Origin of the sequence: Nocardia sp. NBC_00403 (genome assembly GCF_036046055.1) — a bacterium.
GTDB lineage: Bacteria > Actinomycetota > Actinomycetes > Mycobacteriales > Mycobacteriaceae > Nocardia.
Genome location: NZ_CP107939.1, coordinates 5,956,924 through 5,979,087 on the forward strand (window position 1 = coordinate 5,956,924; position 22,164 = coordinate 5,979,087).

A 22,164-nucleotide genomic window follows, 5' to 3' on the forward strand; every position below is an offset into this window, starting at 1 on the left:
CCGCCCCGCTCAACAAATCCGCGGCAGCTGCTCTCCGGCCGGCAGGGCGACCACCCTGGTTCCACCCAATGCGGTACGCGCGACCACCATGCCCGGATGCTCCGCGACACACACCCCGATCGCCTCCGCCCGCGCGCCGAGCGGATGATCGCGCATCGCGGCCAGCACTCGATCCGCGTCCTGTGGTGCGACGAAGGCGATCAGCTTGCCCTCGTTGGCGACGTACATCGGGTCCAATCCGAGTAGGCCGCAAGCATCGCGCACCTCGGCGGGCACGGGAAGATTCCGTTCGTCCAGTGAGACACCGACTTTCGCCACGCTCGCGATCTCGTTGAGCGTCGCCGCCACACCACCGCGGGTGGGGTCGCGCAGCACGTGCACATCCGCTCCGGTCGCGAGCATCGCCGCGACCAAACCGTTGAGCGGCGCGGTGTCACTGACCACGGTGGTCCCGAATTCGAGCCCTTCGCGACAACTCATCACCGCAACCCCGTGCACACCGATGTCACCGCTGACGAGCACGACATCGCCCGGCGCGGCGCGCTGCGGACGGATATCGACGCCCTCGTCGACGATGCCGATCCCCGCGGTATTGATGAAGATGCCGTCGCCGTGCCCGGCATCGACCACCTTGGTGTCACCGGTGACGAGCGTGACCCCGGCAGCGAGCGCCGCTGTGCCCAATGCCTTGGCGATGTGCGCGATATCGGCAAGCGCGGTGCCCTCCTCGAGGATGAACGCGGTCGAGAGCACCATCGGCCGCGCACCAGCCATCGCCAGGTCGTTGACGGTGCCGTTGACGGCGAGGTCGCCGATCGAACCGCCGGGAAACACCAGTGGCTTCACCACGAACGAATCCGTCGAGAAGGCCAGCCGAGCGCCGCCGAGCGTGATCACCGCGGAGTCGCCCATGCCTGCCTCGGCGGCGGACCCGAACGCGGGCAGGAAGAGATGCTCGATCAACTCGCCCGACATCGCGCCGCCGCCGCCGTGCCCCATCACAATATTCGGTGAGTCCCGCAGGGGCATCGGGCACACCCAGCTCTCCATGTCGATCGTCGGAGCCGGCGAGGGCATTCCGATCTGATCAGGCATGAGCCACCTCCGCGGGTTGATCGAGGCGCCGGTAGAGGTAGTAGGCCGCGCACGCGCCCTCTGACGACACCATGGTGGCGCCCAACGGGTTTCGCGGTGTGCACTCCTTGCCGAATGCGGCGCACTCGTGCGGTTTGATAAGACCCTGCAGCACCTCACCGGAGCGGCAGATCGACGATTCCGCAGTGTGCAGATCGCCCACCGAGAACCGCTGCTCGGCGTCGTAGTCGCGGTATCGCTCCGAGAGCCGCCACCCGCTCTGCGGTATCACCCCGATGCCACGCCAGGCACGGTCGGTGACGTCGAAGACATCCCGCAGCATCGCTTTCGCGGCGGTATTGCCCTGGGCCATCACCGCGCGGGGATACGCGTTCTCCAACTCGTGTCTGCCTTCCTCGAGCTGAATCACGGTGCGGCGGATGCCCTCCAGGATGTCGAGCGGCTCGAAGCCGGTGACGACCATCGGCACCCGATACTTCTCGGCGAGCGGCGGATATTCCTCGGTGCCCATCACGCTGCACACGTGCCCGGCCGCGAGGAACCCCTGCACTCGGCAGCTCGGTGACTCCATGATCGCGGCGATCGCGGGTGGCACCAGCACATGCGAGACGAGCAGCGAGAAGTTCTCGATGCCGAGCCGCTTTGCCTGATAGACGGTCATGGCGTTGGCAGGCGCGGTTGTCTCGAATCCGATACCGAAGAACACCACCTGGCGATCCGGGTTCTCCCTGGCGATATTGAGCGCGTCCAGCGGTGAATAGACCACTCGGACGTCGCCGCCCTCGCTCTTGACGTGGAAGAGGTCCTTCTTGCTGCCGGGCACGCGCAGCATGTCACCGAACGAACAGAAGATCACACCGGGTCGTGCGGCGATAGCCAATGCCTTATCGATCACCTCGAGCGGGGTCACACAGACCGGGCAGCCCGGTCCGTGGATCATCTCGATCTGATCGGGAAGCAGCTGGTCGATGCCGTGCCGGATGATCGAATGGGTTTGGCCGCCGCAGACTTCCATAATGGCCCAGCGTTGTGTGGTGGCCCCGCGGATCTTGTCGAGCAGCTTCTTGGCCAGCTCCGGATTGCTGAACTCGTCGAGATACTTCATGGCGCCACCTCTGTGTCGTGTTGCGGCTTTGTTGGTTCGGCCTCTTCGGCCGTGGGGTCGGCGAGACCGGCTTGTCTGGCTGCCAGCGCGAAACCGTCGCCGAATTCCTCGTTCAGCACGCCGAGGTGCTCGAATTCGGCCAAGGTCCGCAGCGCGGACTCCTCGTCGAGACGCTGGATGGCGAAGCCGACGTGGACGACCACGTAGTCACCGACAGCCGCGTCCGGGATGTATTGCAGGCACACATCTTTGTGCACGCCGCCGAAGTCGACGACGGACATCAGCGTGCCGTCGCGCTCCTCGAGGCTGAGCACCTTTCCTGGGACTGCCAGGCACATCGTCGGCTCTCCTTTCGCTCAGCCCGCGCCCGCGGCGAGTATCTGCCCGAACGCGAGACCGCCATCGTTCGGCGGCAGCCGACGATGACACAGGACGTGGAATCCGTTTCCCCGCAGCAATGTTCGCGACTGCGACAACAACAAGGCGTTCTGGAAGACCCCACCCGACAGGGCGACGGTCGTCGATTCGCTCGCGTAGGCGAGCGCCAGTTCGAGGACAAGGCGCGCGACGGCCCGGTGGAATCGCGCGCCGATCACAGCGGGTGCGACGCCGCGCGTCGAGTCGGCGACCACCGCCGCGACTACCGGCGCCGAGTCGATCACAACGGGCTCGACGTCGTGATCCAGCGCGAACCGGTAGGAGTGTGGGCCGATGGCGTCGGCAGCGACGTCGCGGGACAGGCCTTCCAGCTCGATCGCGGCCTGCGCTTCATAATCGGCGATGTGCCGCACGCCGGCCAACGATGACACGGCGTCGAACAGCCGCCCCATGCTCGAGGTCGACACACAGCCGAGGCCGGTCTCGAATTGATGAGACAGCACACCTCTTTCGTTTACCGGGCATGCCGCGACCGACGCGATGGACGGCGACCACTCGATATCCGCCGCTCGCAGGTGTGCCAGCGCCATCCGGTACGGCCGCTGCACACTCACATCGCCACCGGCCAGCGGCACGTATTTCAGGTGCGCGAGTCGCCGGAACCCCTTGTAGCCGGCGAGCAGCACCTCACCACCCCAGACTGCCCCGTCGGGACCGAACCCCGTCCCGTCGAAAGCGAGACCGACGACCGTCGCCGATTCGCCGAGCCCATGCTCGCCCATCACCGCGGCGATGTGGGCGTGGTGGTGCTGGACCGTCCGGATGGGCCGGTCACCCGCGTGCTGCCGCGCCCACGCGGTGGACCGGTAGAGCGGGTGCGCGTCGACCGCAAGGTGCGTCGGGCGGACACCGGTGAGGTCCTCCAGATGCTGTTCGGCAGCACCGAAAGCGCGCAGGGTCGCCAGATCGTCCATATCGCCGATGTGCTGACTGAGCCACGCGTAGCGGCCATCGGCCACCGCACAGGTGTTCTTGAGGTCGCCGCCCACCGCGACGGTGGGCGGCACGGGGACCGGTAGCGCCAACGGCATCGGCGCATAGCCACGCGATCGCCGGATCGGGAGTTCGATCCCGTCGACCAGCCGCACCACCGAGTCGTCGCACGGTACGAGGATGCGACGGTTGTGCGAGAGCCAGCCGTCGGCGAGATCGGCGAGCCGCTCGCGCGCATCGGCGTCGTCGTAGCAGATCGGCTCGCCGCCGAGGTTGCCCGAGGTCATCACCAGGGCCTGCGGGCCGGGTGGATCGCCGGGCAGACCGAACAGCAGCACGTGCAGCGGAGTGTAGGCGAGCATGATGCCGAGATCGGGGTTGCGCGGCGCGACGGATTCGGCGAGCACGCGGTCACCGCGGGCCAACAGCACGATCGGTCGTTGCGGACAGGTCAGCAGGGCGGCGCCGGTCTCCTCGACATGGACGATCGAGCGCGCCGCGGCCAGATCCGCGACCATGACGGCGAAAGGCTTGTCGCCGCGGCGCTTTCTCCTGCGCAACTCGGCAACAGCGGCCTCGTTCCCGGCATCGCAGGCGAGGTGGTAGCCGCCGATGCCCTTGACCGCGAGAATCCCACCCGTGCGCAGCAAGTCCCTTGCGGCGGTCAACGGATCGCCGGGACGGCAGCGCACCTCTTCCGAGATACTCTGTGACACAGGTACATTCGTGTCCCTCGCAAAATAGTCGAGGGTCGGACCGCAGTCCGGGCACGCGATCGGCTGGGCGTGGAAACGCCGGTCGGCCGGGTCGGCGTATTCGCGAGCGCAGCGCTCGCACATCGCGAAATCGGCCATCGAGGTTTGTGCGCGGTCATAGGGCAGACCGGCGATGATGGTGAACCGTGGACCACAGTTGGTGCAGTTGATGAAGGGATGGCGGTAGCGGCGGTTCTGTGGATCACGCAGTTCGCGAGCACAGTCCGCGCACATCGCGACATCGGGCGAGGCCAGGGTGCGCCCGCCGCCGTCTCGGGTGGTGTCGGCAATGTGGAATCCGGTGCCACCACGCACCGCGACAGCGACCTCGTGCACCGATTCGACTACGGCGAGCGGCGGGGGGCGATGTCGAACCCGGCGCGTGAACTCGTCCAGATCCGCAGGCGCGCCTTCGACTTCGATCATCACACCGGAACTGTTGTTCGACACGCTGCCGGACAACGCCAGTTCGGCCGCTGTGGTGTAGACGAACGGACGGAATCCGACGCCCTGCACCACGCCGCGGATGATCAGCCGCCGCCGTGCTCGCGCGCCGGTCACGGCTCGCCACCGCTCCCGAGCAGGCGAAGTCCGTCCAACGCCTGCGCCGCGCCCGCCTCGTCGGTCTTCTCGATCACGAAGCCCATGTGAATGATCACCCAGTCGCCGGGTTGCACCGGATCATCCTCGAGGAGGCCGACATTCACCTTCCGCTTCTCGCCGGAGACATCCACCAGCGCGATCTGGTTGTGGTAGCCGTCGAGAATCTCGACGACCCGGCCCGGGATACCGAGGCACATCGTTCACACCTCCTGTCGTGTGTTCAGCAGGTCCGCGACGACCCGATCGACGGCGTCCACCGCCGCGTCCACTGCCGCGGCGACCGGTTCGGACAGGCCGATCCCCTCCGCAACGGACTCGACCTGACAGCCGACGACGACCGTCGGCGGCACTGTCCCGCCGAGCGCTCGCACACCCGCGAACACGGCATCCGGATTCATGGCATGGGCATCGAGTGGCGCCGCGCTCGTCGGATCGGGCTCCGCGTGAAAGACCACGAGCGCACCAGGAGTGCCGCGATTCGGCACGGCGTCGATCAGCACCAGTGCGTCCCACTGGTCGAGCAGGTCGTAGGCGAGGTGCATGCCACGGATTCCGTAGTCGACCACGCGCACGGCACTCTCGGGATGCGGCGGCAACCGCCGCACCACCTCCGGTCCGAATCCGTCGTCGCCGAAGAAGATATTGCCGATCCCGGCGACCAGTAGTTTGGCCGTCTGCTCGCTCCTTTCCCGGTGCGCTTCGGCGTCGGCTACATGTGCCGAATCTTCAAATAGCGCTTGAGGTCCGGTATCGACCGGACACCGAGGTAGAGACCGCCCACTACTATCAGCGCGACCACTCCTGTCGCGATCAATCCCACCGTTTCCATGGCAGACCTTCCTTTCCGTTCTCCGGGCTGCTGAGTGGTTCGATTTCCTCCGGCGCGAAATACAGATAGCGGCCATACCATTCGTGCAGGTCGGCAGCTGGGTCGTCCGCGATGACGACCCCGACATGGGCCTGACCATCGACGTCTTCGTGCACCGAGGTGACACGCGCGAGCTTGCCGTCGAAGAACAGATCCTGGGCGTCCGCACGCCGTGCGGGATGCAGCCGGACCAGGCTGCCTCGGCTCACGCGAACACCCCGAACCGAGACCGCGTCCGATTCCGGCGCAACGGCGTTGTCCGCCAATGGATCCCACCAGTCGACGCCTTCGGGGATTTCCGGTACCAGCCGCGGTAGCGCAGCGCCCGAATCGATGGGGTCCAGTGGACCGGGATCCGGTCGCCCCAGGTGTGGATCTCGCAGCACACCGTGCAGTAGCTGCATCGCCTCCGGAGTCATGCCGTCACAGCGATCGATGATCTGGGCCGCGCGCGCATCGGTGGCGCGGGCCTGCGCTTTCTCTTCGTCGGTCATCGTCATCACACGCAAGGTGAGGATCTCGTCGATCTCGGTCGAATCGAACAGCGGTCCCTCGCTCTGCTCGGCGATCTCGGGGTGGTCGTAGAGAATGATCGGGGAGATCAACAGCAGGCTGTCGTCATCGGGCGGGCCCGCCAGCACCGGAAAGCAGCGGTGCTGGTGGCAGCGCGCGATGGCGTCGGTCGCGTCCGAGGGCGGTTCGAGTAGCGAAATGAACCGCGCGCCATCGACTTCGGCGATGACGTGCGCCCCGATCAGTGAGCGCGCGATGGCATCGTCCTTATCAGTCGCGGCCGGGCCGACATTCCGGACCTCGACCGTGAGGCGCAGGTAGCCCTCATCGCGCTGCACCGACATCGCCAGCCGGCCTTCCACCGGCAGACGGGTGCGTACCAATCGGCCCGCCGCCCGGCCCTCGGCGTCGACGATCTCCTCCACATCGAAGCCACCGGGAATGTGCACCGGCTGTGTCGTATCGGTGGCCGGAAGTGGGCCGAAGCTCAGTTCACGCTCGACGGCTTCGTCCCACGTGATCCAGGATCGTGCGCCGACCACGAGTTCGTCGACCGAGTGACCGTCGGCATCCACCGCGAGGCGGTGTTGCAACTGCAGAAAGCGGACGGTCAGCGTGATCGATACCGCGTCGCCCGCGGTGAGCAGACATTGCGCCGACAGGCTCGACTCCTCGCCGAGACCTGCCTGCGCCGCGCCTTCGGGCCCCAGCACACCGAACTGCCAGCGGGATTGGTTCTTGCTGGAATTCGCCCGGTAGGGGTAGAGCAGATAGCCCTCGTAGAGCACAGCATCGGCGACCGCACGGGCCCGCGCTGCGCCGGGAGATATGGCGGCGCTCATGGGATCTCCTCGGTCGAGGAATCCAGCAGGCGTGTGACCGCGTCATCGAAGCCGAGCATGCCGTGGCCGGACTTGTACGCGGCGAGCGCGTCGAGGGTGTCCCTGCCCAAGCGGACCCAGCCGGAGTTCGGGAAGTGCGCGGCCACGAGGTCGTGCCAGACCGAAACCGGCATATCGAACTTGTCCTCGCGGTCCCATGGAATCTGCTGGATGGCGAAACCGGTCTGCCCCTTGAAGAAAACGGTGCCGCTGAACAGGAAGATCAACGGCACGGTGCCACCGCGCAGCGCGTGCAGATATTTGGACCCTGTCACCTCGAAGTCGTAGGTGCACGGCATCGGCAGGTCTACCTCGGTGCCGCCATTGAATCCGGGAATCATGGTGGCGCAATGCATCCAGAGAAACGAGCGCTGCGTGTCCTGCCACCGCTCACGCGGACCGAACAGGTCGGCCAGACCTGCGCTCTCCTCGTCGGTATAGGTACGGCGGTACGGCTCGATGCGCACCTGCGCTCGCAGTGCGATCGCATGCACCGGGTCTTCGCCGAGCGCCGCGATGCCGACGCGCGCGGACAGGATCGGCGCCACCGCGTAGGGCTCCGGCTTGATCCCGAGAACGGCGAAGGTGGTCGAGTAGACGGGGCTCATCGCAGACCACCTGGCCGGGCACGGGCCGACATCTCGGTGAAGAATTCGTCCATATAGCGGCGAACATCCTGACCGCCATCGAAACCGCGCCACAGCATCCGCATCCGGCCGACGAATTCGTAGCACGCATCGATCGGCAGCAGCAGGCATACGGCGTCGGTGGTGCCGCGCTCGGGCACGCGAATCAGTAATGCCTCGACATCGGCGGCGAGCACGTCGAGTTCCGGATGTCGCTCCAGCACCGAGCGCCACTGTTCCAGCGGCAATTCCGATTCCGTCGCTCCCGCCGGACCCGGATAGAACGCGACGGTCTTGCCGAGCGCGGAATTGCGGAAGAAGAACGCCAGGCCCACCGGGATCTCGAGTGCGTCCCACTCACCCTGGCTGATGGTGAAGTCGGGGAAGAACAGATAGCGATCGGGCACCGCCCGGTACCGCAGGGCGGCGTTCTCAGCTGTGAACAGCAGGTAGCAGCCTCGGCAGACGCACATCAATTGCCTACCTTCGATATCCACCACGTGCTGATGGACATCGGCAATCGGCTCGGCGCACATTTCACACCGCTCGCCCGCACGTACCGCCGGTCTCCGGTCGGCGGTGATGCGCTGTAGGACATGGAACGGTGTCGTCACCCGCGCACCCCCACCGGCACCGCTACCGACAACTCACCGGAGCGCACCAGCACGGGCAGCGGATCGAGGTGCCCGTCACCGTCAACTCGGGCGCCGGCGTGCACGACATCGAAATGGGCAAGGCAGGTCGGGCACCGCAGCACCGCGTCGCCGACCGGGAATCCGACCCGGCGCTGCAATGCCGCGCCCGCCAGCGATTTCCCACACGCCGGACACTGGTCCCGGTAGGCGAACAGACCCTCACCGACCCGGCAGGCCAAGATCGGCAGGCCGCCGACGGAGAACCCACCGACCTCGCCCGGCTGCAACTGCGCAAGCTCTGGCACGGCGATCCAACTGCCCGACTGCGATTCGTGCGCATGCACCCGGGCGAACAACGAGTCGGTCGAGATCAAGCTCGACGCCGACTCCTGTTGTGCGGCAACCACTTCGATGCGTTCGATCTCCGGTGCGGCCGCGCGCACCGCGTCCTCCACCGCCAGCTCGAGCGTCACCGACGACGACGGGCAGGTACGGCAGCTGCCCGCGAATTCGAGCCGCACCACCCCGTCGGCGACACCGAGCAATTCCACATCTCCGCCGTGCGATCCGAGGTAGGGCCGCACACTGTCCAACGCGGTCAGCACTCGCGTGTGCAGGTCGTGCGGATGCAGGCCGTGCACGAGCAGCAGGCTGGCCACCAGGTCGTCACGCGCCAGCCGGTCGACGGCGGGGCCGTCGACCAGCTGTAATACGCGTGCCAACGCGGCGCCGTACAGATCCGCGACCTCACGCACCAATTGCTCGGCGCGTTCGCGTGCCGCCGTGCCACCGACGGCGCTGGCTTCCAGCAGGGATTCGATGCGCTCGCCGGCATCTCGCCAGCGACCCGACTCCGCCTGCTCTGGTTCGTTCGCCGCAGCGACGTGCTGTTGCCCCGGGCGATCGTCCACTGTCGTCTCCTGTCGCGTCGCCCGGTTCGGCTCACTCAGCGGTGAGCGTTTGTGTCGGGGAGTGCAGCTTCTCCAGCGTCTTTCCGTTGCCGAGATACATGTGCACGCCGCATGGCAGGCACGGATCGAAACTGCGCACGGTACGCATGATGTCGATGCCCTTGAAATGATCCCGATCGTTCTCCTCGAAGATCGGTTGACCCTGCACCGCATCCTCATAGGGGCCGGGCGTGCCGAAGCTGTCGCGGGGGCTGGCATTCCACGGCGTCGGCGGATACGGATGGTAGTTCGCGATCTTGCCGTCCCGGATGACCATGTGGTGCGACAGCACGCCACGCACGGCCTCGGTGAAGCCACAGCCGATACCCTCGTCGGGCACCTCGAACTTCTCCCAGGTCTTGGTGCGGCCCGCGCGAATCTCCGCCAAAGCCTGCTCGGCGAAGTGCAACGCGCTCGCCGCCGCGTAGGCCTGGAAGTAGGTGCGGGCGCGGTTGCGTTCGATGGTGTTGCTGCCGTAAGAGGGGATCTTCCATTCGAAGGTCACCGGGCCTTTGAGCGCGGTCTTCGGCAGGTCGATCTGCACACTGTGCCCCGTCGACTTCACATAGCCGTTGTCGACAAGACCGGCCAGCGCCGTCGCCCACAGCCGCGCCAGCGGCCCGCCGCCGGTGTCGAGTGCGAGATGGTCGGTGCCGTCGAACCAGCGAGGTGACATCACCCAGCTGTACTTGTCGTCCATGTCGCGCTTCTGCGGCTTGGGATTGGTGTGCTGGTTCCACGGATGGCGACGATCGACCGGATTACCGAGCGGGTCGGTTTTCACGAACATCTCCTGATCGGTCCAGTCCTCGTAATACGAACTACCCAAGAGGATTCGGAGGCCGAGGTTGATGTCGACCAAGGAGGTGGTGATCAGCTTGCCGTCGACCACGATGCCCGGGGTGACGAACATCTTGCGGCCCCACGCCTCCATGTCCTTGTAGGCGAAGTTGCACACCTCGGGATCCTGGAACGAACCCCAGCAGCCGAGCAGAGTGCGACGCTGGCCCACCTGGTCGTAGCCGGGCAGTGCCTCGTAGAAGAAGTCGAACAGATCGTCGTGCATCGGCACGACCTTCTTCATGAACTCGACGTAGCGCATCAGCCGAGACATGTAGTCGGTCATCAGCTGAATCGTCGCGACCGTACCGACACCGCCGGGATACAGCGTCGACGGATGCACATGTCTGCCCTCCATCAGGCAGAACATCTCGCGGGTGTAGCGGCTGACCTGAAGTGCCTCGCGATAGAACTCGCCGGTGAACGGGTTGAGGGCCCGCATGATGTCGGCGATGGTTCGATAGCCATGTTCATCGGAATGCGGTGACAGTGTTTTCTCCGCCATCGCCAGCACGCCGGGATTGGTTTCGGCGACCATCTTTTCGCAGAAGTCCACGCCGACGAGGTTCTCCTGAAAGATATTGTGATCGAACATGTACTCGGCGGCCTCACCCAGATTGACGATCCACTCTCCCAGGTTCGGCGGCTTCACTCCGTACGCCATGTTCTGGCAATAGCAAGAGCAGGTGGCGTGATTGTCGCCGCAGATTCCGCAGATGCGGCTGGTGATGAAGTGCGCGTCACGAGGATCCTTGCCGCGCATGAAGATCGAGTATCCGCGGAAGATGGACGAGGTGCTGTGGCACTCGACCACCTCACGATTCTCGAAATCTATTTTGGTGTAGATGCCTAGGCTGCCGACGATTCGGGTGATCGGATCCCACGCCATTTCGACGAGACTGTCGGGATCGATCTTTCGGTGCGACGGCTCCGGGATAATCTGTGTCATCGAAGATTCTCCTACCAGGTGCGCGACGCGCCGGATTCCAGCTTCTTACCCTTGTGGCGCCAGCGGGGTTCTTTATCGAGTGTGTTGCCGGTGATGTGACGCAGGCTGCGAATCACCGACCCGTAGAGGCCTGATGCGGAGGAGGAGAGCTTTCCGCCCGGCGGCTCGTCCATGAACGGCATGAACTTGTCGGGGAATCCGGGCATAGTGCAGCCGATGCAGATGCCACCCACATTCGGGCAGCCACCGACGCCGTTGATCCAACCGCGTTTGGGCACATTGCATTTGACTACCGGGCCCCAACATCCCAGTTTCACAATGCATTTCGGCGAACCGTATTCCGTGGCGAAGTCACCCTGCTCGTAGTAGCCCGCCCGGTCACAGCCCTCGTGCACAGTCGCGCCGAACAGCCACTTCGGCCGCAACGCTTCGTCGAGCGGGATCATCGGCGCCTGGCCGGTTGCCATGTAGAGCAGGTACGTCAGTGTCTCCGATAGGTTGTCCGGCTGAATCGGGCAACCGGGAACGCAGACGATCGGGATATCCGCCTTGCTCTTCCAGGTCCAGCCGAGGTAGTCCGGCACGCCCATGGCGCCCGTCGGGTTGCCTGCCATCGCATGGATGCCGCCATAGGTGGCACAGGTGCCGACCGCGACAACAGCGGTCGCTTTGGGTGCGAGGCGGTCGAGCCATTCACTGGTCGTCATCGGCTGACCGGTGTCGGGGTTATTACCGAACCCGCACCAATAGCCTTCTTCGTGCAATTGCTCGTTCGGAATCGACCCTTCCACGACCAGCACGAACGGTTCCAATTCACCGCGATCCGCTTTGAAGAACCATTCGAGGAAGTCGTCGGCACCGCCCGTCGGTCCGCATTCGAAATCGATGAGCGGCCAATGAACCGCGATCTTCGGCAAGCCGGGGAGCGCCCCCAGTGCAATCTCTTCGATGCTCGGCTGAGTGGCCGCAGTTAGAGCCACCGAGTCACCGTCACAACCTAGGCCGGCGTTGATCCACAAGACATGGATCAACGTTTCTTCGGCTCGGACTGCTTCCTGAGTTGGCACAAACGCCACCTTCCGAAGTCCGGACACCGGGTGACGGTCTCGCCCATTTTGAAGAACGTCACCGCTATGTGACCCTGATCACAAGAGTTTAGGCTCGCTCGACAACATGATCAAGACTGGCCGCACCGCGTTCCTTCGCAAGCCAGTCGTACCAGCGCGCCACGCCGTCGCCGGTGGTCACCGACATCGGCAGCATTTCGACGCCCGGGTTGATCGAACGGGCATATTCGCGACATTTATCCAGATCGAAATCCACATAGGGCAGCAGATCGGTCTTGTTGACAATGACAAGCCCTGCGGCCGCGAACATATGTGGGTACTTGAGTGGCTTGTCGGTCCCCTCGGTCACCGAGATAACGACGACCTTGCTGCGCTCACCCAGATCGAACAGCGCAGGGCAGACCAGGTTGCCGACATTCTCGATGAACAACAGAGTGCCCGGTGCAGGCGATAGGGCATCAAATGCGCGCCGCAGCATGTCGGCATCCAGATGGCAACCGGCGCCGGTATTGATCTGCACCACCGCGCAGCCGGTCGCCTTGATGCGCTCGGCATCCAACAGGGTCTCCTGATCGCCCTCGATGACGGCGATCGGTACCTCGCCGAGCTCTCTTATGGTGCGCTCGAGAAGTGTTGTCTTGCCCGCGCCCGGCGAGCTGGTCATGTTGAACGCCACGATATTTCGCTGTTCGAGCCATTCACGATTATGGCGAGCCAGCAGGTCGTTCTTCGCCAGGATCTTCTGCTCGAGGGTGATCGTTTCGGTCACCGGTAGGTGTACATGATCAGCGCCGTGATCATGGTGGTGATCGTGACCGTCGCCATGATCGTGGTGATGATCGTGATCGTGATCGTGTGGGACGGTGATCATGGCTGTTGTGTCGTTACCACATCCGCAGGTTGCGCACATTCTTCGCTCACTTCCATCGACCGGATTCGCAGTTCCCGCCCGGAAATCACATCGACGTCGGCACTTCCGCAGTGACACAACACGATCAGGTCGGTCAGCGCGAAGTCCGCGCCGCAGGACCGGCAGCTCGCCCGGCCCGGTACCGGCTCGATCTCGAGCCGTGCCCCTTCCGCGACCGTGCCTTCGGCGGCTAGTTCGAAGCAGAACTGCATCGCGTCGGGAACCACCGCACAGAGCGTACCGACCGCAACGGTGACACTGTGCACCTTCCGTCCCGCCGCGTGTCCACACACGGCGGCGATGACACTCTGTGTGATCGCCATTTCGTGCACGAAAGCCTCCCGCTCGGAGAGTGGACGGATAACGTTACTCCTGCACATCAGCCGCTTCCAGGCATTCGATGTCCCGTCGCGGGTCTCAGACACGTATGGTGTCGATGCTGTCGGCCGAGATCCAGCTTGCATCGCCGGAGGCCAGAAACGCAACCACATCGGCGATGTCCGCGGGGCGGCCGGATCGGCCGGGCGCGGTCATCGGACCCACCGTCGCGGTGGCATCCAGGATGGCTGCGGTGCCGTCGGTCTCGGTTGCTCGGGGTGCGACCGTGTTCACCGTTATCCCGCGCGGCCCGAGTTCGACGGCGAGGGTTCTGCCGAGGACGTCGATGGCGCCCTTGCTCATTGCATAGGCCACCTGCGACGGTGCAGCCGAGCGGGGCGCACACGAGAAGATGTTGACGATGCGACCGCCGTCGTTGAGCAGGCACAGCGCATGCTGGAGGATGAAGAACGGGGCGGCCACATTGACCGCGAAAAGCCGATCGAACTCCTCCGGCTCCACCTGGGATATCGAGCCACCAAAATCGCCACCGCCCGCGTTGATAACCAGAATGTCCAGCCGCTCGCCGAACGGTCCGGCCGCTAGACCGGCGAACAGGGTGTCGACACCGTCCGGAGTGCCGAGAGCGGCGCGCACTGCGAACGCCTTTCCGCCGCCGGCCTCGATATCGGCCATGGTCTGTGCGGCAGCTGACTCGCTACCGTCGTAGTGGACGATGACGCTCGCGCCGTCGGATGCCAATCGCATCGCGACGGCCCGACCGATGCCTCGCGACGCCCCGGTGACCAGTGCGGTCCTACCGTGCAGATTCGACATATCGAGTCCCGAGCCCTACTTCCGAAGTGATGGATTACGGTTCGGGACAAGCCTCGGCCGAGGTGCTCACCACTTGCTCACCGACGACTCACCGCTTGGTGTCGCCGAGATCGGTGCTGGCATACTCTGCGGCATGGTTACCCCAGGTAGAGTTGCGATTTCGAGCGATACCTGATGCTTTTCGGAATTCTGGGACCGATCGAGGTGTGGCGCGAGGACGGTAGCCCGGGCGTGGTCGGGGGGCCGCAGGTTCGCGCACTGTTGGCATTGCTGCTGCTGGATGCCGGACACGCCGTCGGGCGTGAACGGCTGATCGACGGGTTGTACGGCGAAGAACCGCCCGGAGACGCGGCGCACGCTCTGCAGTCGCAGGTTTCGCGGCTGCGACGTGTATTGCGTGACGTGACGGCGTCCGGCACAACCGTCGAGCACAGTTCGACGGGGTATCGGCTCGCCGTCGACCCGGAGCTGGTCGACGCGCACCGCTTCGGCTGTTTGGCCGATCACGGGCGGCGGGCGCTTGCTGCCGGGGATCCGGCCGCCGCGGCGACGCTGTTGACCGAGGCGCTCAGCCTGTGGCGCGGCGAGGCCCTCGCCGATGTCGTGGACGCCCCATTCGCGCGGCCGCATGCTGCACGCCTTGCCGACGCACGGGCCGCCGTGCTGGAGGATCGCGCTGCGGCACTGCTCGCGCTGGGCGACCACCGTGCCGTCGCGGCCGAGTTGCCCGAGTTGCTGGCCACCGACCCGCTGCGTGAGCGAGCCGTCGCACTGCTGATGCGGGCGCTGTATGCGGGCGGGCGGCAGGCCGAGGCGTTTGCCGTGTACACACAGGCCAGGCAGCTGCTCGCCGACGAGTTCGGCGCCGAACCAGCCGCGGAGCTCACGGCGGCACACCTGGCCATCCTGCGGGCCGAGTCTGCGGCAACCCCGATCGCGCGTCGCATGCCCGCCCAGCTCACCAGCTTCGTCGGTCGCGACCGTGAACTCCACGAAGTGGCGGCCCTGCTCTCGCAGGAACGACTGGTGACCCTCAGCGGTCCGGGCGGCACCGGTAAGACCCGCCTCGCCATCGAGGTCGGTGCCCGCGCGCGTGGCGAGGTGTGCTTTATCGATCTGTCGCCGTCGGTCGACGGTGCGCAGGTGGTACAGGCCATCGCCGGGGCATTCGGGGTGCGCGAAACAGGGCTGCTGCCTTCGGATTCCGGCCCGGCAGACGCCGAATCCCGGCTCCTCGACGCACTCGCCGACCGTGCGCAGCTGATCATCCTGGACAACTGCGAGCAGGTGATCGACGTCGTCGCCGCGCTCGCTCATCGGCTACTCACGGCCTGTCCCGGCCTCCGAATTCTGGCCACCAGCCGTGAAGCACTGAATATCACCGGTGAAACCGTGTTCCCAGTTGGGCAATTGGCCGTGCCTGCACCAGATGTGGAGCTTGCTGAGGCATCGGGCGCTCCCGCAGTGCGGCTGTTCGCCGACCGCGCGGCAGCGACGCGGCCAGGGTTCGTCGTGGATGCGGGCACCATCGGGCCGGTTCGGCGGATCTGCGCGGACCTCGACGGTCTGCCGCTGGCGATCGAACTGGCCGCCGCCAGGCTGCGCACGCTCTCTCTCGAAGAGATCGAAACCCGTCTGGCCCAACGATTCCGGCTGCTATCACGCGGCAGCCGCACGGCCGCACCGCGACACCAGACGCTGCGCGCCGTGGTCCAGTGGAGCTGGGACATGCTCGACGTCGACGAACAAGCGCTCGCACGGCGGTTCACGGTATTCGCGGGTGGCGCCACGCTGACCGACGCCGAGCGCGTGTGCGGCTCATCGAACGCCGGCGATCTGCTGGCGAGTCTGGTGGACAAGTCCTTGGTCGACGTCGACGCCGGCCGATACCGCATGCTGGCGACGGTGCGCGAGTTCTGTGCGGAGCGGCTCGCCGAAGCCGGTGAGACCGCACAGCTGAACCGGCGTCACGCCGAGTACTTCGTAGCATTGGTCGAACACGCAGACCTCCGGCTGCGCGGGCCCGAGCAACTCGAATTCCTGGCCCGGCTCGCCGCCGAGCATGCCAATCTGCTCGCTGCCCTACGCTGGGCCGTCGGCGCGGGCGCAACCGTCTCCGACCTCGATGCGCCGCCGGACCCCGGCGACGCGAAGTTGGCTGTACGACTCATCGCGGCGTCATCATGGTTCTGGTGGTTGCGCGGGCTGCGCGCCGAGTCCGCGCCGCTGGCCACCCAACTGTTGGACCGGCTCGGTTCCGACACTCCTGCTGAGGAATACGCCCTGTGCGTCGCGACCGCCGCCCAAGATCACGGCGATCCCGGCGACCACCTCGCGCACGCCGCGACCGCGATCGCGAACCAAGACCGGCCGTTGCAACGACCATATCTCTTGCTGCTCTTGATGATCGGCGGCGGCAAAATCGACATGCCCGCCGAACAACAGCGCACCCTCTTCGGTGCCGATCGGTGGTCGCAGGCGTTCCGGCGCGTCGGACAGGGGCTCGAACTCGTCTTCGCCGGACAGCCGTCGGCGGCGGAGCGCGAATTCACGTCCGCGCTGGATGGTTTCCGCCCGCTCGGCGACCGGTGGGCGATCGCGACCGTGCTGGACAAGCTGGCAGCGATCGCCGACTGTCGCGGCGAACCTGCGCGCTCGGTGGAGTTGATGGATGAGGCCATCGCGCTGGTCGAACAGCTCGGCACGGTCGAGGACACCGCAGACCTGCTCAACCGCCGGGCAGATGCCAGGGTCCGGTGCGGCGCATTCGATGCGGCTCGCTCGGATTACCAACGTGCCGAGGAGTTTTCGCGCACAGTCGGATGTCCGAGCATGCGCGCCAACGCGCGCAGAGGACTCGGCGATATCGCTCGGATCGAAGGCAACTCCACGCTGGCAGCCCGGGAGTACGCGCTGGCGCTCGAACTGAGCGAGCACATCTCGTTCAGCGCACAGGAGACGCGGGCACGGATCCTCATCGGATCGGGCTGGGTCGCCGCGGCGCACGGCGACGTGGAGCAGGCCAGGTCGGCACACCTGGCCGGTCTCGCCGCGGCCATGGCCAGCGGCAACCTGCCCGTCGCCGCGGGCGCGGTGGAGGGCTTGGCCGATACTTGTCTGCTGGCAGGCGACGTTGAGCGCGCAGCCCTGCTGCTCGGCGCCGGAGCTGCCCTGCGCGGTGCGCCACCGTCGGGCGACCGCGATGTCGCGCGGGTTGTCGCCGAAGCCGAGCGTCTGCTCGGGCCGAAGCAGTACCTCGATGCCCGGCAGCGCGGCAGCGCTCTAGCCCGTCATGAGGTGCTGCAACTGGCGGGTGCGTAACGGTCGGCAGAGGGTGAGCGTTCGGTGAGCGCCGACACCGACGCTTGCCATATGACAAGGACACAGCGCTTCGCCAATAAGACCGTCTTGATCTCCGGCGCCGGCGTCGCAGGCCCGGCCCTCGCCTACTGGCTGCACCGATACGGGTTTACCGTCACCGTCGTCGAACAAGCTCCTGCCCTTCGGGAGGGCGGCTACAAGGTCGACCTGCGTGGCGTCGCAATGAATGTCATCGAGCGGATGGGGCTGCTATCCGAGATCCGGAAAGCGAGCACCCAGATGCGCGGCGGCGCGTGGGTGAACCGGTCGGGCAAGACGCTCACGACACTCGGCCCCGACCTGATCGGCATGCGCGCCCCCGGTGAGGAGGAGGTACTGCGCGGTGATCTCGCCCGAATCATGTTCGACGCGAGCAAGAGTGGGGTCGAGTATCTGTTCGGGGACTCGATCACCGATATCGCCCAGGTGCCGCACGGGGTGCACGTGAGTTTCGAGCATGCCCCGACGCGAGTGTTCGATCTGGTTGTCGGTGCCGACGGATTGCATTCGACCGTGCGGCGCCAGGTGTTCGGGCTCGAAACCGAGTTCGTCCACCACACCGGGATGCACGCGTGCGTATTCAGCGTGCCCAATCACCTCGATCTGGACCGCTGGGAGCTCATCTATCCCACGCCGGGCAGAGTGGTGCAGGTCTACAGCACCCAGCAGTCGACCGCGAAGGCCCAATTCGTCTTTCCGACACCGAAAACCCTGCCCGACCGCCGGGATGTCGCCGGACAGCAGCGCCTGGTCACCGATACGTTCGCCGACGGCGGGTGGGAGACCGCGACGCTGCTGCAGGCGATGCCCCACTCCCCGGACTTCTACTTCGACTCGGTCAGCCAGGTCCGCCTCGACCAGTGGTCGCTGCGGCGCGTTGCCTTGGTCGGCGACGCCGCCTACAGCCCGTCGCCATTGTCCGGCCAGGGCACCAGCCTTGCCATGGTTGGCGCGTATGTCCTTGCGGGGGAACTGAACTCGGCCGGAGGCGACCACCACGTCGCTTTTCCGAGGTACCAGGAAAAGATGCGCGACTATGTCGAGCTGAACCTCACCCTCGGCTGGAACAACGCCGGCCAAATGGTGGCGGGCAGCAAGAGCGCCATTCGGATGCAGACCACCATGATGCGGATGCTGCGCTACCTGCCGTGGCAGGACCTCGCACTGCGCCCGATCATAAAGCCGCTCAACCACGCTGCCAACGCCATCACCCTCGAGGACTACTGAATCGAACGTCGCGGGTCAAGCGACATAGGGCCGCTCGGACCTCGCCGATCGGAGGGCTTCGCCGAACCAGACAAGTTGGTCGAGCAGCTTGGTAGCGGCGGCCTTGCTCGGTGCGGGCTCGGTCGGCAGGCCCAGAGCATCGAATCGCTGTGCGGCACCGTGGAAGCTGACGGTGTCACGCACAGTGACCGCGTGCAGCTCCGTAAAGACCTGCTTCAGGTGTTCGACAGCACGTAAACCGCCCGAAAGGCCTCCATAGGACACAAATCCGATCGGTTTCGCCTGCCACTGGGTGAAATGCCAATCGATCGCGTTCTTCAGCGGCGCGGGATAGCTGTGGTTGTACTCCGGTGTCACCACGACGAACGCGTCCGCGTTCGCGAGGCGGGCACCCATCTCCGCCAGAGCCCGCGCGCCCCGCTCACCCGGGTCGTCGGACATGTGCGGCGGCAGCTGTATGTCCGCGAGGTCGATGAGGTCGATGCCGAGGTCCTGGCGCTGTGCGGCGAGTTCGACGAACCACTTGGCGACGGTCGGGCCGAATCGCCCGGAGCGGGTGCTTCCGACGATGACGGCGAGCTGAAGCGGACTAACTGTTGGGGTCATACACAGAGCGTCGAACATCAACGAAGGTTGAGGTCAAATCGGCAGCGAGCCGAGGCTCTCGAACGACGCCCACCACACCGCACACCACCCGCGCGGGCCGAGGCGAATCCGGCGGGCTCAGCGCCTGGTCAGCGGTGGGCGGAGGCCGAGATGATGGCGGAGTGTCGTTCCGGTGTATCCGGTGCGGTAGGAACCACGTTCCTGGAGTTCGGGAACCAACCAGTCGACGATCTCGTCGAGGCCGGTCGGCACCAGGTAGGGCGAGATATTGAAGCCGTGGGTTGCGCCGTACCGGACCCAGCGAGTGAGTTCGTCGGCAACCTGGCCGGGCGTGCCCCGGAATCCGGATCGCTGCGAGGTTTCGATTGCCACCTGCCGCAGCGACAGGTTCTTCGCCTCGGCAAGTGCCCGCCACTGCCTGGCAATCGCCACCGGGTCCTGGCCGTCGCGCTGTGCGCCACGGGCTCCCGAGATCACGGTGGGCACCGGGTCCTCCGCGGGCAGCGGACCGTCCGGATCGAGATCGGAGAGATCGCGGCCCCACACCTGTCCGACCAGTGACAGCGCGGTCTGGCCGGTGAACTGGCTCTCCAGCACCCAGCGGGCCTTCTCTTCGACCTCGGATTCCCGCTCCGCCAATACGATCTGGGTGCCGGGCAGGATCTTGATGTCGTCGTCGGGGCGTCCGACGGTGCGCAGCCTGGCCCGGATGTCGTCGGCGAACGCGAGCGCGGCATCGAAATGCGTTCCGTGCCTGGAGAAGATGACATCGGCGTGCGCGGCGGCGAACTCGCGACCGGCGGGTGAATCGCCGGCCTGGAAGATGACCGGATGCCCCTGCGCGGAGCGCGGCAGTGTCGGGGTGATCGAGACCTGGAAGTGTTCGTTGTCGCGTGCCACGGTGCGCACCGCGCCCGGTTCCAGCCAGGCGGCGCCATCACGTGCGGTCGCAATAGCGTTGTCCGACCAGGCATCCCACAGTTCGCGGGCGATCCGGATGAATTCGCCCGCGCGCTCGTAGCGCTGAGCGTGGTCAAGGTATCCGCCGCGCCGGAAGTTCTCGCCAGTCCAGGCATTGTCGGTGGTGACTGCATTCCAGCCCGCGCGTCCACCCGAAAGCAGATCCAGTCCGGACAGGCGGCGCGAGAGGTCCGCCGGTTCGTTGTAGGTGGTGTTCTGCGTGGCGACCAGCCCGATGTGGCTGGTGATTCCGGCCAGCGCCGCGAGTTGGGCAATCGCGTCGGGACGGCCCGCGATGTCCAGGTCGAGGATCTTGCCGTTCTGCTCGCGCAGGCGCAGACCTTCGCCCAGGAAGAAGGCGTCGAAGAGTCCCCGTTCGGCGGTGGTGATGGTGCGTCGGAAGGTCTCGAAGTCGATCTGGGACCCGCTGGTGGGGTCCGACCAGATGGTGGAGTGGTTGACGCCCTGGAAGAAGACGCCGAAATGCACCTGTGCGTCGGGGAACGGAACGTCGGCCATCAGTGCTGATCCTTCGCGTATCGATTGTCCGGCCGGGCAAGTCCGAGGTTGGCACGCAGCGTCGAACCAGGCACGGGACGGTGGGCCAGGCCGGATCGGAACAGAGCGGGCAAAACATAGTGCGCGAGCACCGGTAGGTCCTCATCGATGACCGCCAGGTGCAGGCGCACGCCGTCGACGTGGTGGGCGAGTTCGGTCAGCAGCGCGATCAGATCCTTCGATTTGCCCGAGAATCGTAGGCGAGCAGCATGTTTCGCGGTCGCGTAGCGGTCCAGATCGGCGAGCCGCTCCGCCGCAGAAGCCAGCGGAAGGTCGAGGGCGACATCGAGTTCCACGAAAACCAGCGCACCGGACTCATGAGCTCGATCGGCGGCCGCGAGGGTCTGGGCGAGATCCACGCCCGACACCAGTGCTACATCCGCTTGCCCGGGTTCGGCGGCGCCGTTGGAGAAGACAACCACTTGGCCCTGCGGCGGGCGTGGCACGATCGAGGGGCCCTTCACCGAGAAGCTCTCGCCGACGAAGTCGACGTAATGCAGCTTGTCGCGGTCGAGGAATTTGCCTGTCGCATAGTCGCGAACGACCGCGTCGTCTTCCCAGGAATCCCACAGGCGGCGCGCGACCTCGATCGAATCACGGTGTTCCTGAGCAAGTTCCGCCTCGGCGGTGCGTGCCGGTCGGCCCCAGGCCGTCGCCGCGGCGGGGTCGGCGATCGTTGTCGCGATCCAGCCGCCGCGACCGCGCGAGGTGTAGTCGAGAGTGGCCAGTTGCGAGGATGTGTGGAACGGCTCCGCATACGTGGTCGCCACCGCGGGAACAAGGCCCAGGGTGCTGGTCGTCGCCGCAACGAAAGAGGCGCGGGTCACAGCATCGATCCGCCCCGCGGGTTGATCGCTCGGTACCAGGATCGAATCGTCGAAGGTCGCCAGCGTGAAGCCGGCATTTTCGGCCGCTGCCACGCGCGCCTGCACCGTGTGGCCGGTCAGGAACCGATCGGGTTCGTGCGTGGCTCGGCGCCATGCGGCCGGGTGGTAGCCCTCGCCGTCCACTTCGACACCCAACGCGAAGACTTTTCTGCCGTTGCTCACCGCCATAGGTATGACGATCGTCAAACTTGTCCATCACCGCCATGTTTTGCGTCGTGGTGATCGCAACCCTCGGCGACCGCA

Annotated in this window: 21 protein-coding genes; 2 read left to right on the forward strand and 19 right to left on the reverse strand. The window is 65.8% G+C overall.

The genetic code is table 11. The features are described from left to right. Positions 1–9: 9 nt before the first annotated feature. The 16 genes from hypE to OHQ90_RS26575 form a co-directional block, all read right to left on the reverse strand. Complete coding sequence (hypE, locus tag OHQ90_RS26505) at positions 10–1,095, reverse strand: hydrogenase expression/formation protein HypE (RefSeq protein WP_328401916.1); 1,086 nt, start codon at positions 1,093–1,095, stop codon at positions 10–12. Continuing rightward, positions 1,088–2,200 (reverse strand): hydrogenase formation protein HypD, encoded by a 1,113-nt coding sequence (gene hypD, locus OHQ90_RS26510; RefSeq protein ID WP_328401918.1) that lies wholly within the window; start codon positions 2,198–2,200, stop codon positions 1,088–1,090. The genes hypE and hypD overlap by 8 nt, the downstream gene beginning before the upstream one ends. Beyond that, complete coding sequence (locus OHQ90_RS26515) at positions 2,197–2,538, reverse strand: HypC/HybG/HupF family hydrogenase formation chaperone (RefSeq protein WP_328401920.1); 342 nt, start codon at positions 2,536–2,538, stop codon at positions 2,197–2,199. The genes hypD and OHQ90_RS26515 overlap by 4 nt, the downstream gene beginning before the upstream one ends. Positions 2,539–2,556: 18 nt before the next feature. Further along, a complete protein-coding gene (gene hypF / locus OHQ90_RS26520) occupies positions 2,557–4,887 on the reverse strand; it encodes a carbamoyltransferase HypF (protein WP_328401921.1) in 2,331 nt (776 codons plus the stop codon). Further along, on the reverse strand, positions 4,884–5,126 hold the full coding sequence (locus OHQ90_RS26525) for a HypC/HybG/HupF family hydrogenase formation chaperone (protein WP_328401923.1): 243 nt from the start codon (positions 5,124–5,126) through the stop codon (positions 4,884–4,886). The genes hypF and OHQ90_RS26525 overlap by 4 nt, the downstream gene beginning before the upstream one ends. Before the next feature lie 3 nt (positions 5,127–5,129). Next, the gene (locus OHQ90_RS26530; RefSeq protein WP_328413119.1) at positions 5,130–5,591 is read right to left on the reverse strand and encodes a hydrogenase maturation protease; all 462 of its coding nucleotides are present in this window, start codon (positions 5,589–5,591) and stop codon (positions 5,130–5,132) included. A gap of 47 nt (positions 5,592–5,638) precedes the next feature. Beyond that, the gene (locus OHQ90_RS39560; protein WP_406230613.1) at positions 5,639–5,758 is read right to left on the reverse strand and encodes a DUF6893 family small protein; all 120 of its coding nucleotides are present in this window, start codon (positions 5,756–5,758) and stop codon (positions 5,639–5,641) included. Beyond that, a complete protein-coding gene (locus OHQ90_RS26535; protein ID WP_442941497.1) occupies positions 5,740–7,140 on the reverse strand; it encodes a hypothetical protein in 1,401 nt (466 codons plus the stop codon). Before OHQ90_RS26535 ends, OHQ90_RS39560 begins: the two co-directional genes overlap by 19 nt. A gap of 8 nt (positions 7,141–7,148) precedes the next feature. Continuing rightward, a complete protein-coding gene (locus OHQ90_RS26540) occupies positions 7,149–7,799 on the reverse strand; it encodes a DUF6084 family protein (RefSeq protein ID WP_328401927.1) in 651 nt (216 codons plus the stop codon). Beyond that, positions 7,796–8,431 (reverse strand): DUF5947 family protein, encoded by a 636-nt coding sequence (locus OHQ90_RS26545; RefSeq protein ID WP_328401929.1) that lies wholly within the window; start codon positions 8,429–8,431, stop codon positions 7,796–7,798. The genes OHQ90_RS26540 and OHQ90_RS26545 overlap by 4 nt, the downstream gene beginning before the upstream one ends. After that, complete coding sequence (locus OHQ90_RS26550) at positions 8,428–9,273, reverse strand: NifU family protein (protein ID WP_328413121.1); 846 nt, start codon at positions 9,271–9,273, stop codon at positions 8,428–8,430. The genes OHQ90_RS26545 and OHQ90_RS26550 overlap by 4 nt, the downstream gene beginning before the upstream one ends. A gap of 121 nt (positions 9,274–9,394) precedes the next feature. Further along, complete coding sequence (locus OHQ90_RS26555; RefSeq protein ID WP_328401931.1) at positions 9,395–11,191, reverse strand: nickel-dependent hydrogenase large subunit; 1,797 nt, start codon at positions 11,189–11,191, stop codon at positions 9,395–9,397. Positions 11,192–11,202: 11 nt separating this feature from the next. Then, positions 11,203–12,258, reverse strand: a complete 1,056-nt coding sequence (locus tag OHQ90_RS26560; RefSeq protein WP_328401933.1) for a hydrogenase expression protein HypE — start codon at positions 12,256–12,258, stop codon at positions 11,203–11,205. Between the two features lie 88 nt (positions 12,259–12,346). After that, a complete protein-coding gene (gene hypB / locus OHQ90_RS26565; protein ID WP_328401935.1) occupies positions 12,347–13,168 on the reverse strand; it encodes a hydrogenase nickel incorporation protein HypB in 822 nt (273 codons plus the stop codon). Beyond that, positions 13,126–13,500 (reverse strand): hydrogenase maturation nickel metallochaperone HypA, encoded by a 375-nt coding sequence (gene hypA / locus OHQ90_RS26570; RefSeq protein WP_328413123.1) that lies wholly within the window; start codon positions 13,498–13,500, stop codon positions 13,126–13,128. The genes hypB and hypA overlap by 43 nt, the downstream gene beginning before the upstream one ends. An 85-nt stretch (positions 13,501–13,585) precedes the next feature. Next, complete coding sequence (locus OHQ90_RS26575) at positions 13,586–14,323, reverse strand: SDR family oxidoreductase (protein ID WP_328401937.1); 738 nt, start codon at positions 14,321–14,323, stop codon at positions 13,586–13,588. A 174-nt stretch (positions 14,324–14,497) separates the two neighbouring features. On the opposite strand from OHQ90_RS26575, the gene OHQ90_RS26580 reads away from it, so the two are divergent. Then, positions 14,498–17,644: a BTAD domain-containing putative transcriptional regulator gene (locus tag OHQ90_RS26580; RefSeq protein WP_328401939.1), complete on the forward strand. Its 3,147-nt coding sequence runs from the start codon at positions 14,498–14,500 to the stop codon at positions 17,642–17,644. Positions 17,645–17,695: 51 nt separating this feature from the next. Next, positions 17,696–18,910 (forward strand): FAD-dependent monooxygenase, encoded by a 1,215-nt coding sequence (locus OHQ90_RS26585; RefSeq protein WP_328401941.1) that lies wholly within the window; start codon positions 17,696–17,698, stop codon positions 18,908–18,910. Positions 18,911–18,925: 15 nt separating this feature from the next. On the opposite strand, the gene OHQ90_RS26590 is transcribed toward OHQ90_RS26585, so the two are convergent. From OHQ90_RS26590 to OHQ90_RS26600, 3 genes are all read right to left on the reverse strand, one after another. Continuing rightward, entirely contained in the window at positions 18,926–19,516 is a 591-nt protein-coding gene (locus tag OHQ90_RS26590; protein WP_328401943.1) for an NADPH-dependent FMN reductase, read from the reverse strand. A gap of 117 nt (positions 19,517–19,633) precedes the next feature. Continuing rightward, positions 19,634–20,995 carry an NtaA/DmoA family FMN-dependent monooxygenase gene (locus OHQ90_RS26595; protein WP_328401945.1) on the reverse strand — a complete coding sequence of 454 codons (1,362 nt, stop codon included), beginning with the start codon at positions 20,993–20,995 and terminating at the stop codon, positions 19,634–19,636. Continuing rightward, complete coding sequence (locus tag OHQ90_RS26600) at positions 20,995–22,089, reverse strand: LLM class flavin-dependent oxidoreductase (protein WP_328401947.1); 1,095 nt, start codon at positions 22,087–22,089, stop codon at positions 20,995–20,997. Before OHQ90_RS26600 ends, OHQ90_RS26595 begins: the two co-directional genes overlap by 1 nt. Between the last annotated feature and the right edge of the window lie 75 nt (positions 22,090–22,164).

What these genes read in the sequence shown, in the direction of transcription:
- hypE (WP_328401916.1), bottom strand. Translation starts at nt 1,095, where the DNA reads ATGCCTGATCAGATCGGAATGCCCTCGCCGGCTCCGACGATCGACATG.
- hypD (WP_328401918.1), bottom strand. Translation starts at nt 2,200, where the DNA reads ATGAAGTATCTCGACGAGTTCAGCAATCCGGAGCTGGCCAAGAAGCTG.
- OHQ90_RS26515 (WP_328401920.1), bottom strand. Translation starts at nt 2,538, where the DNA reads ATGTGCCTGGCAGTCCCAGGAAAGGTGCTCAGCCTCGAGGAGCGCGAC.
- OHQ90_RS26525 (WP_328401923.1), bottom strand. Translation starts at nt 5,126, where the DNA reads ATGTGCCTCGGTATCCCGGGCCGGGTCGTCGAGATTCTCGACGGCTAC.
- OHQ90_RS39560 (WP_406230613.1), bottom strand. Translation starts at nt 5,758, where the DNA reads ATGGAAACGGTGGGATTGATCGCGACAGGAGTGGTCGCGCTGATAGTA.
- OHQ90_RS26540 (WP_328401927.1), bottom strand. Translation starts at nt 7,799, where the DNA reads ATGAGCCCCGTCTACTCGACCACCTTCGCCGTTCTCGGGATCAAGCCG.
- OHQ90_RS26555 (WP_328401931.1), bottom strand. Translation starts at nt 11,191, where the DNA reads ATGACACAGATTATCCCGGAGCCGTCGCACCGAAAGATCGATCCCGAC.
- hypB (WP_328401935.1), bottom strand. Translation starts at nt 13,168, where the DNA reads ATGTGCGCAACCTGCGGATGTGGTAACGACACAACAGCCATGATCACC.
- OHQ90_RS26575 (WP_328401937.1), bottom strand. Translation starts at nt 14,323, where the DNA reads ATGTCGAATCTGCACGGTAGGACCGCACTGGTCACCGGGGCGTCGCGA.
- OHQ90_RS26580 (WP_328401939.1), top strand. Translation starts at nt 14,498, where the DNA reads ATGCTTTTCGGAATTCTGGGACCGATCGAGGTGTGGCGCGAGGACGGT.
- OHQ90_RS26585 (WP_328401941.1), top strand. Translation starts at nt 17,696, where the DNA reads ATGACAAGGACACAGCGCTTCGCCAATAAGACCGTCTTGATCTCCGGC.
- OHQ90_RS26590 (WP_328401943.1), bottom strand. Translation starts at nt 19,516, where the DNA reads ATGACCCCAACAGTTAGTCCGCTTCAGCTCGCCGTCATCGTCGGAAGC.
- OHQ90_RS26595 (WP_328401945.1), bottom strand. Translation starts at nt 20,995, where the DNA reads ATGGCCGACGTTCCGTTCCCCGACGCACAGGTGCATTTCGGCGTCTTC.
- OHQ90_RS26600 (WP_328401947.1), bottom strand. Translation starts at nt 22,089, where the DNA reads ATGGCGGTGAGCAACGGCAGAAAAGTCTTCGCGTTGGGTGTCGAAGTG.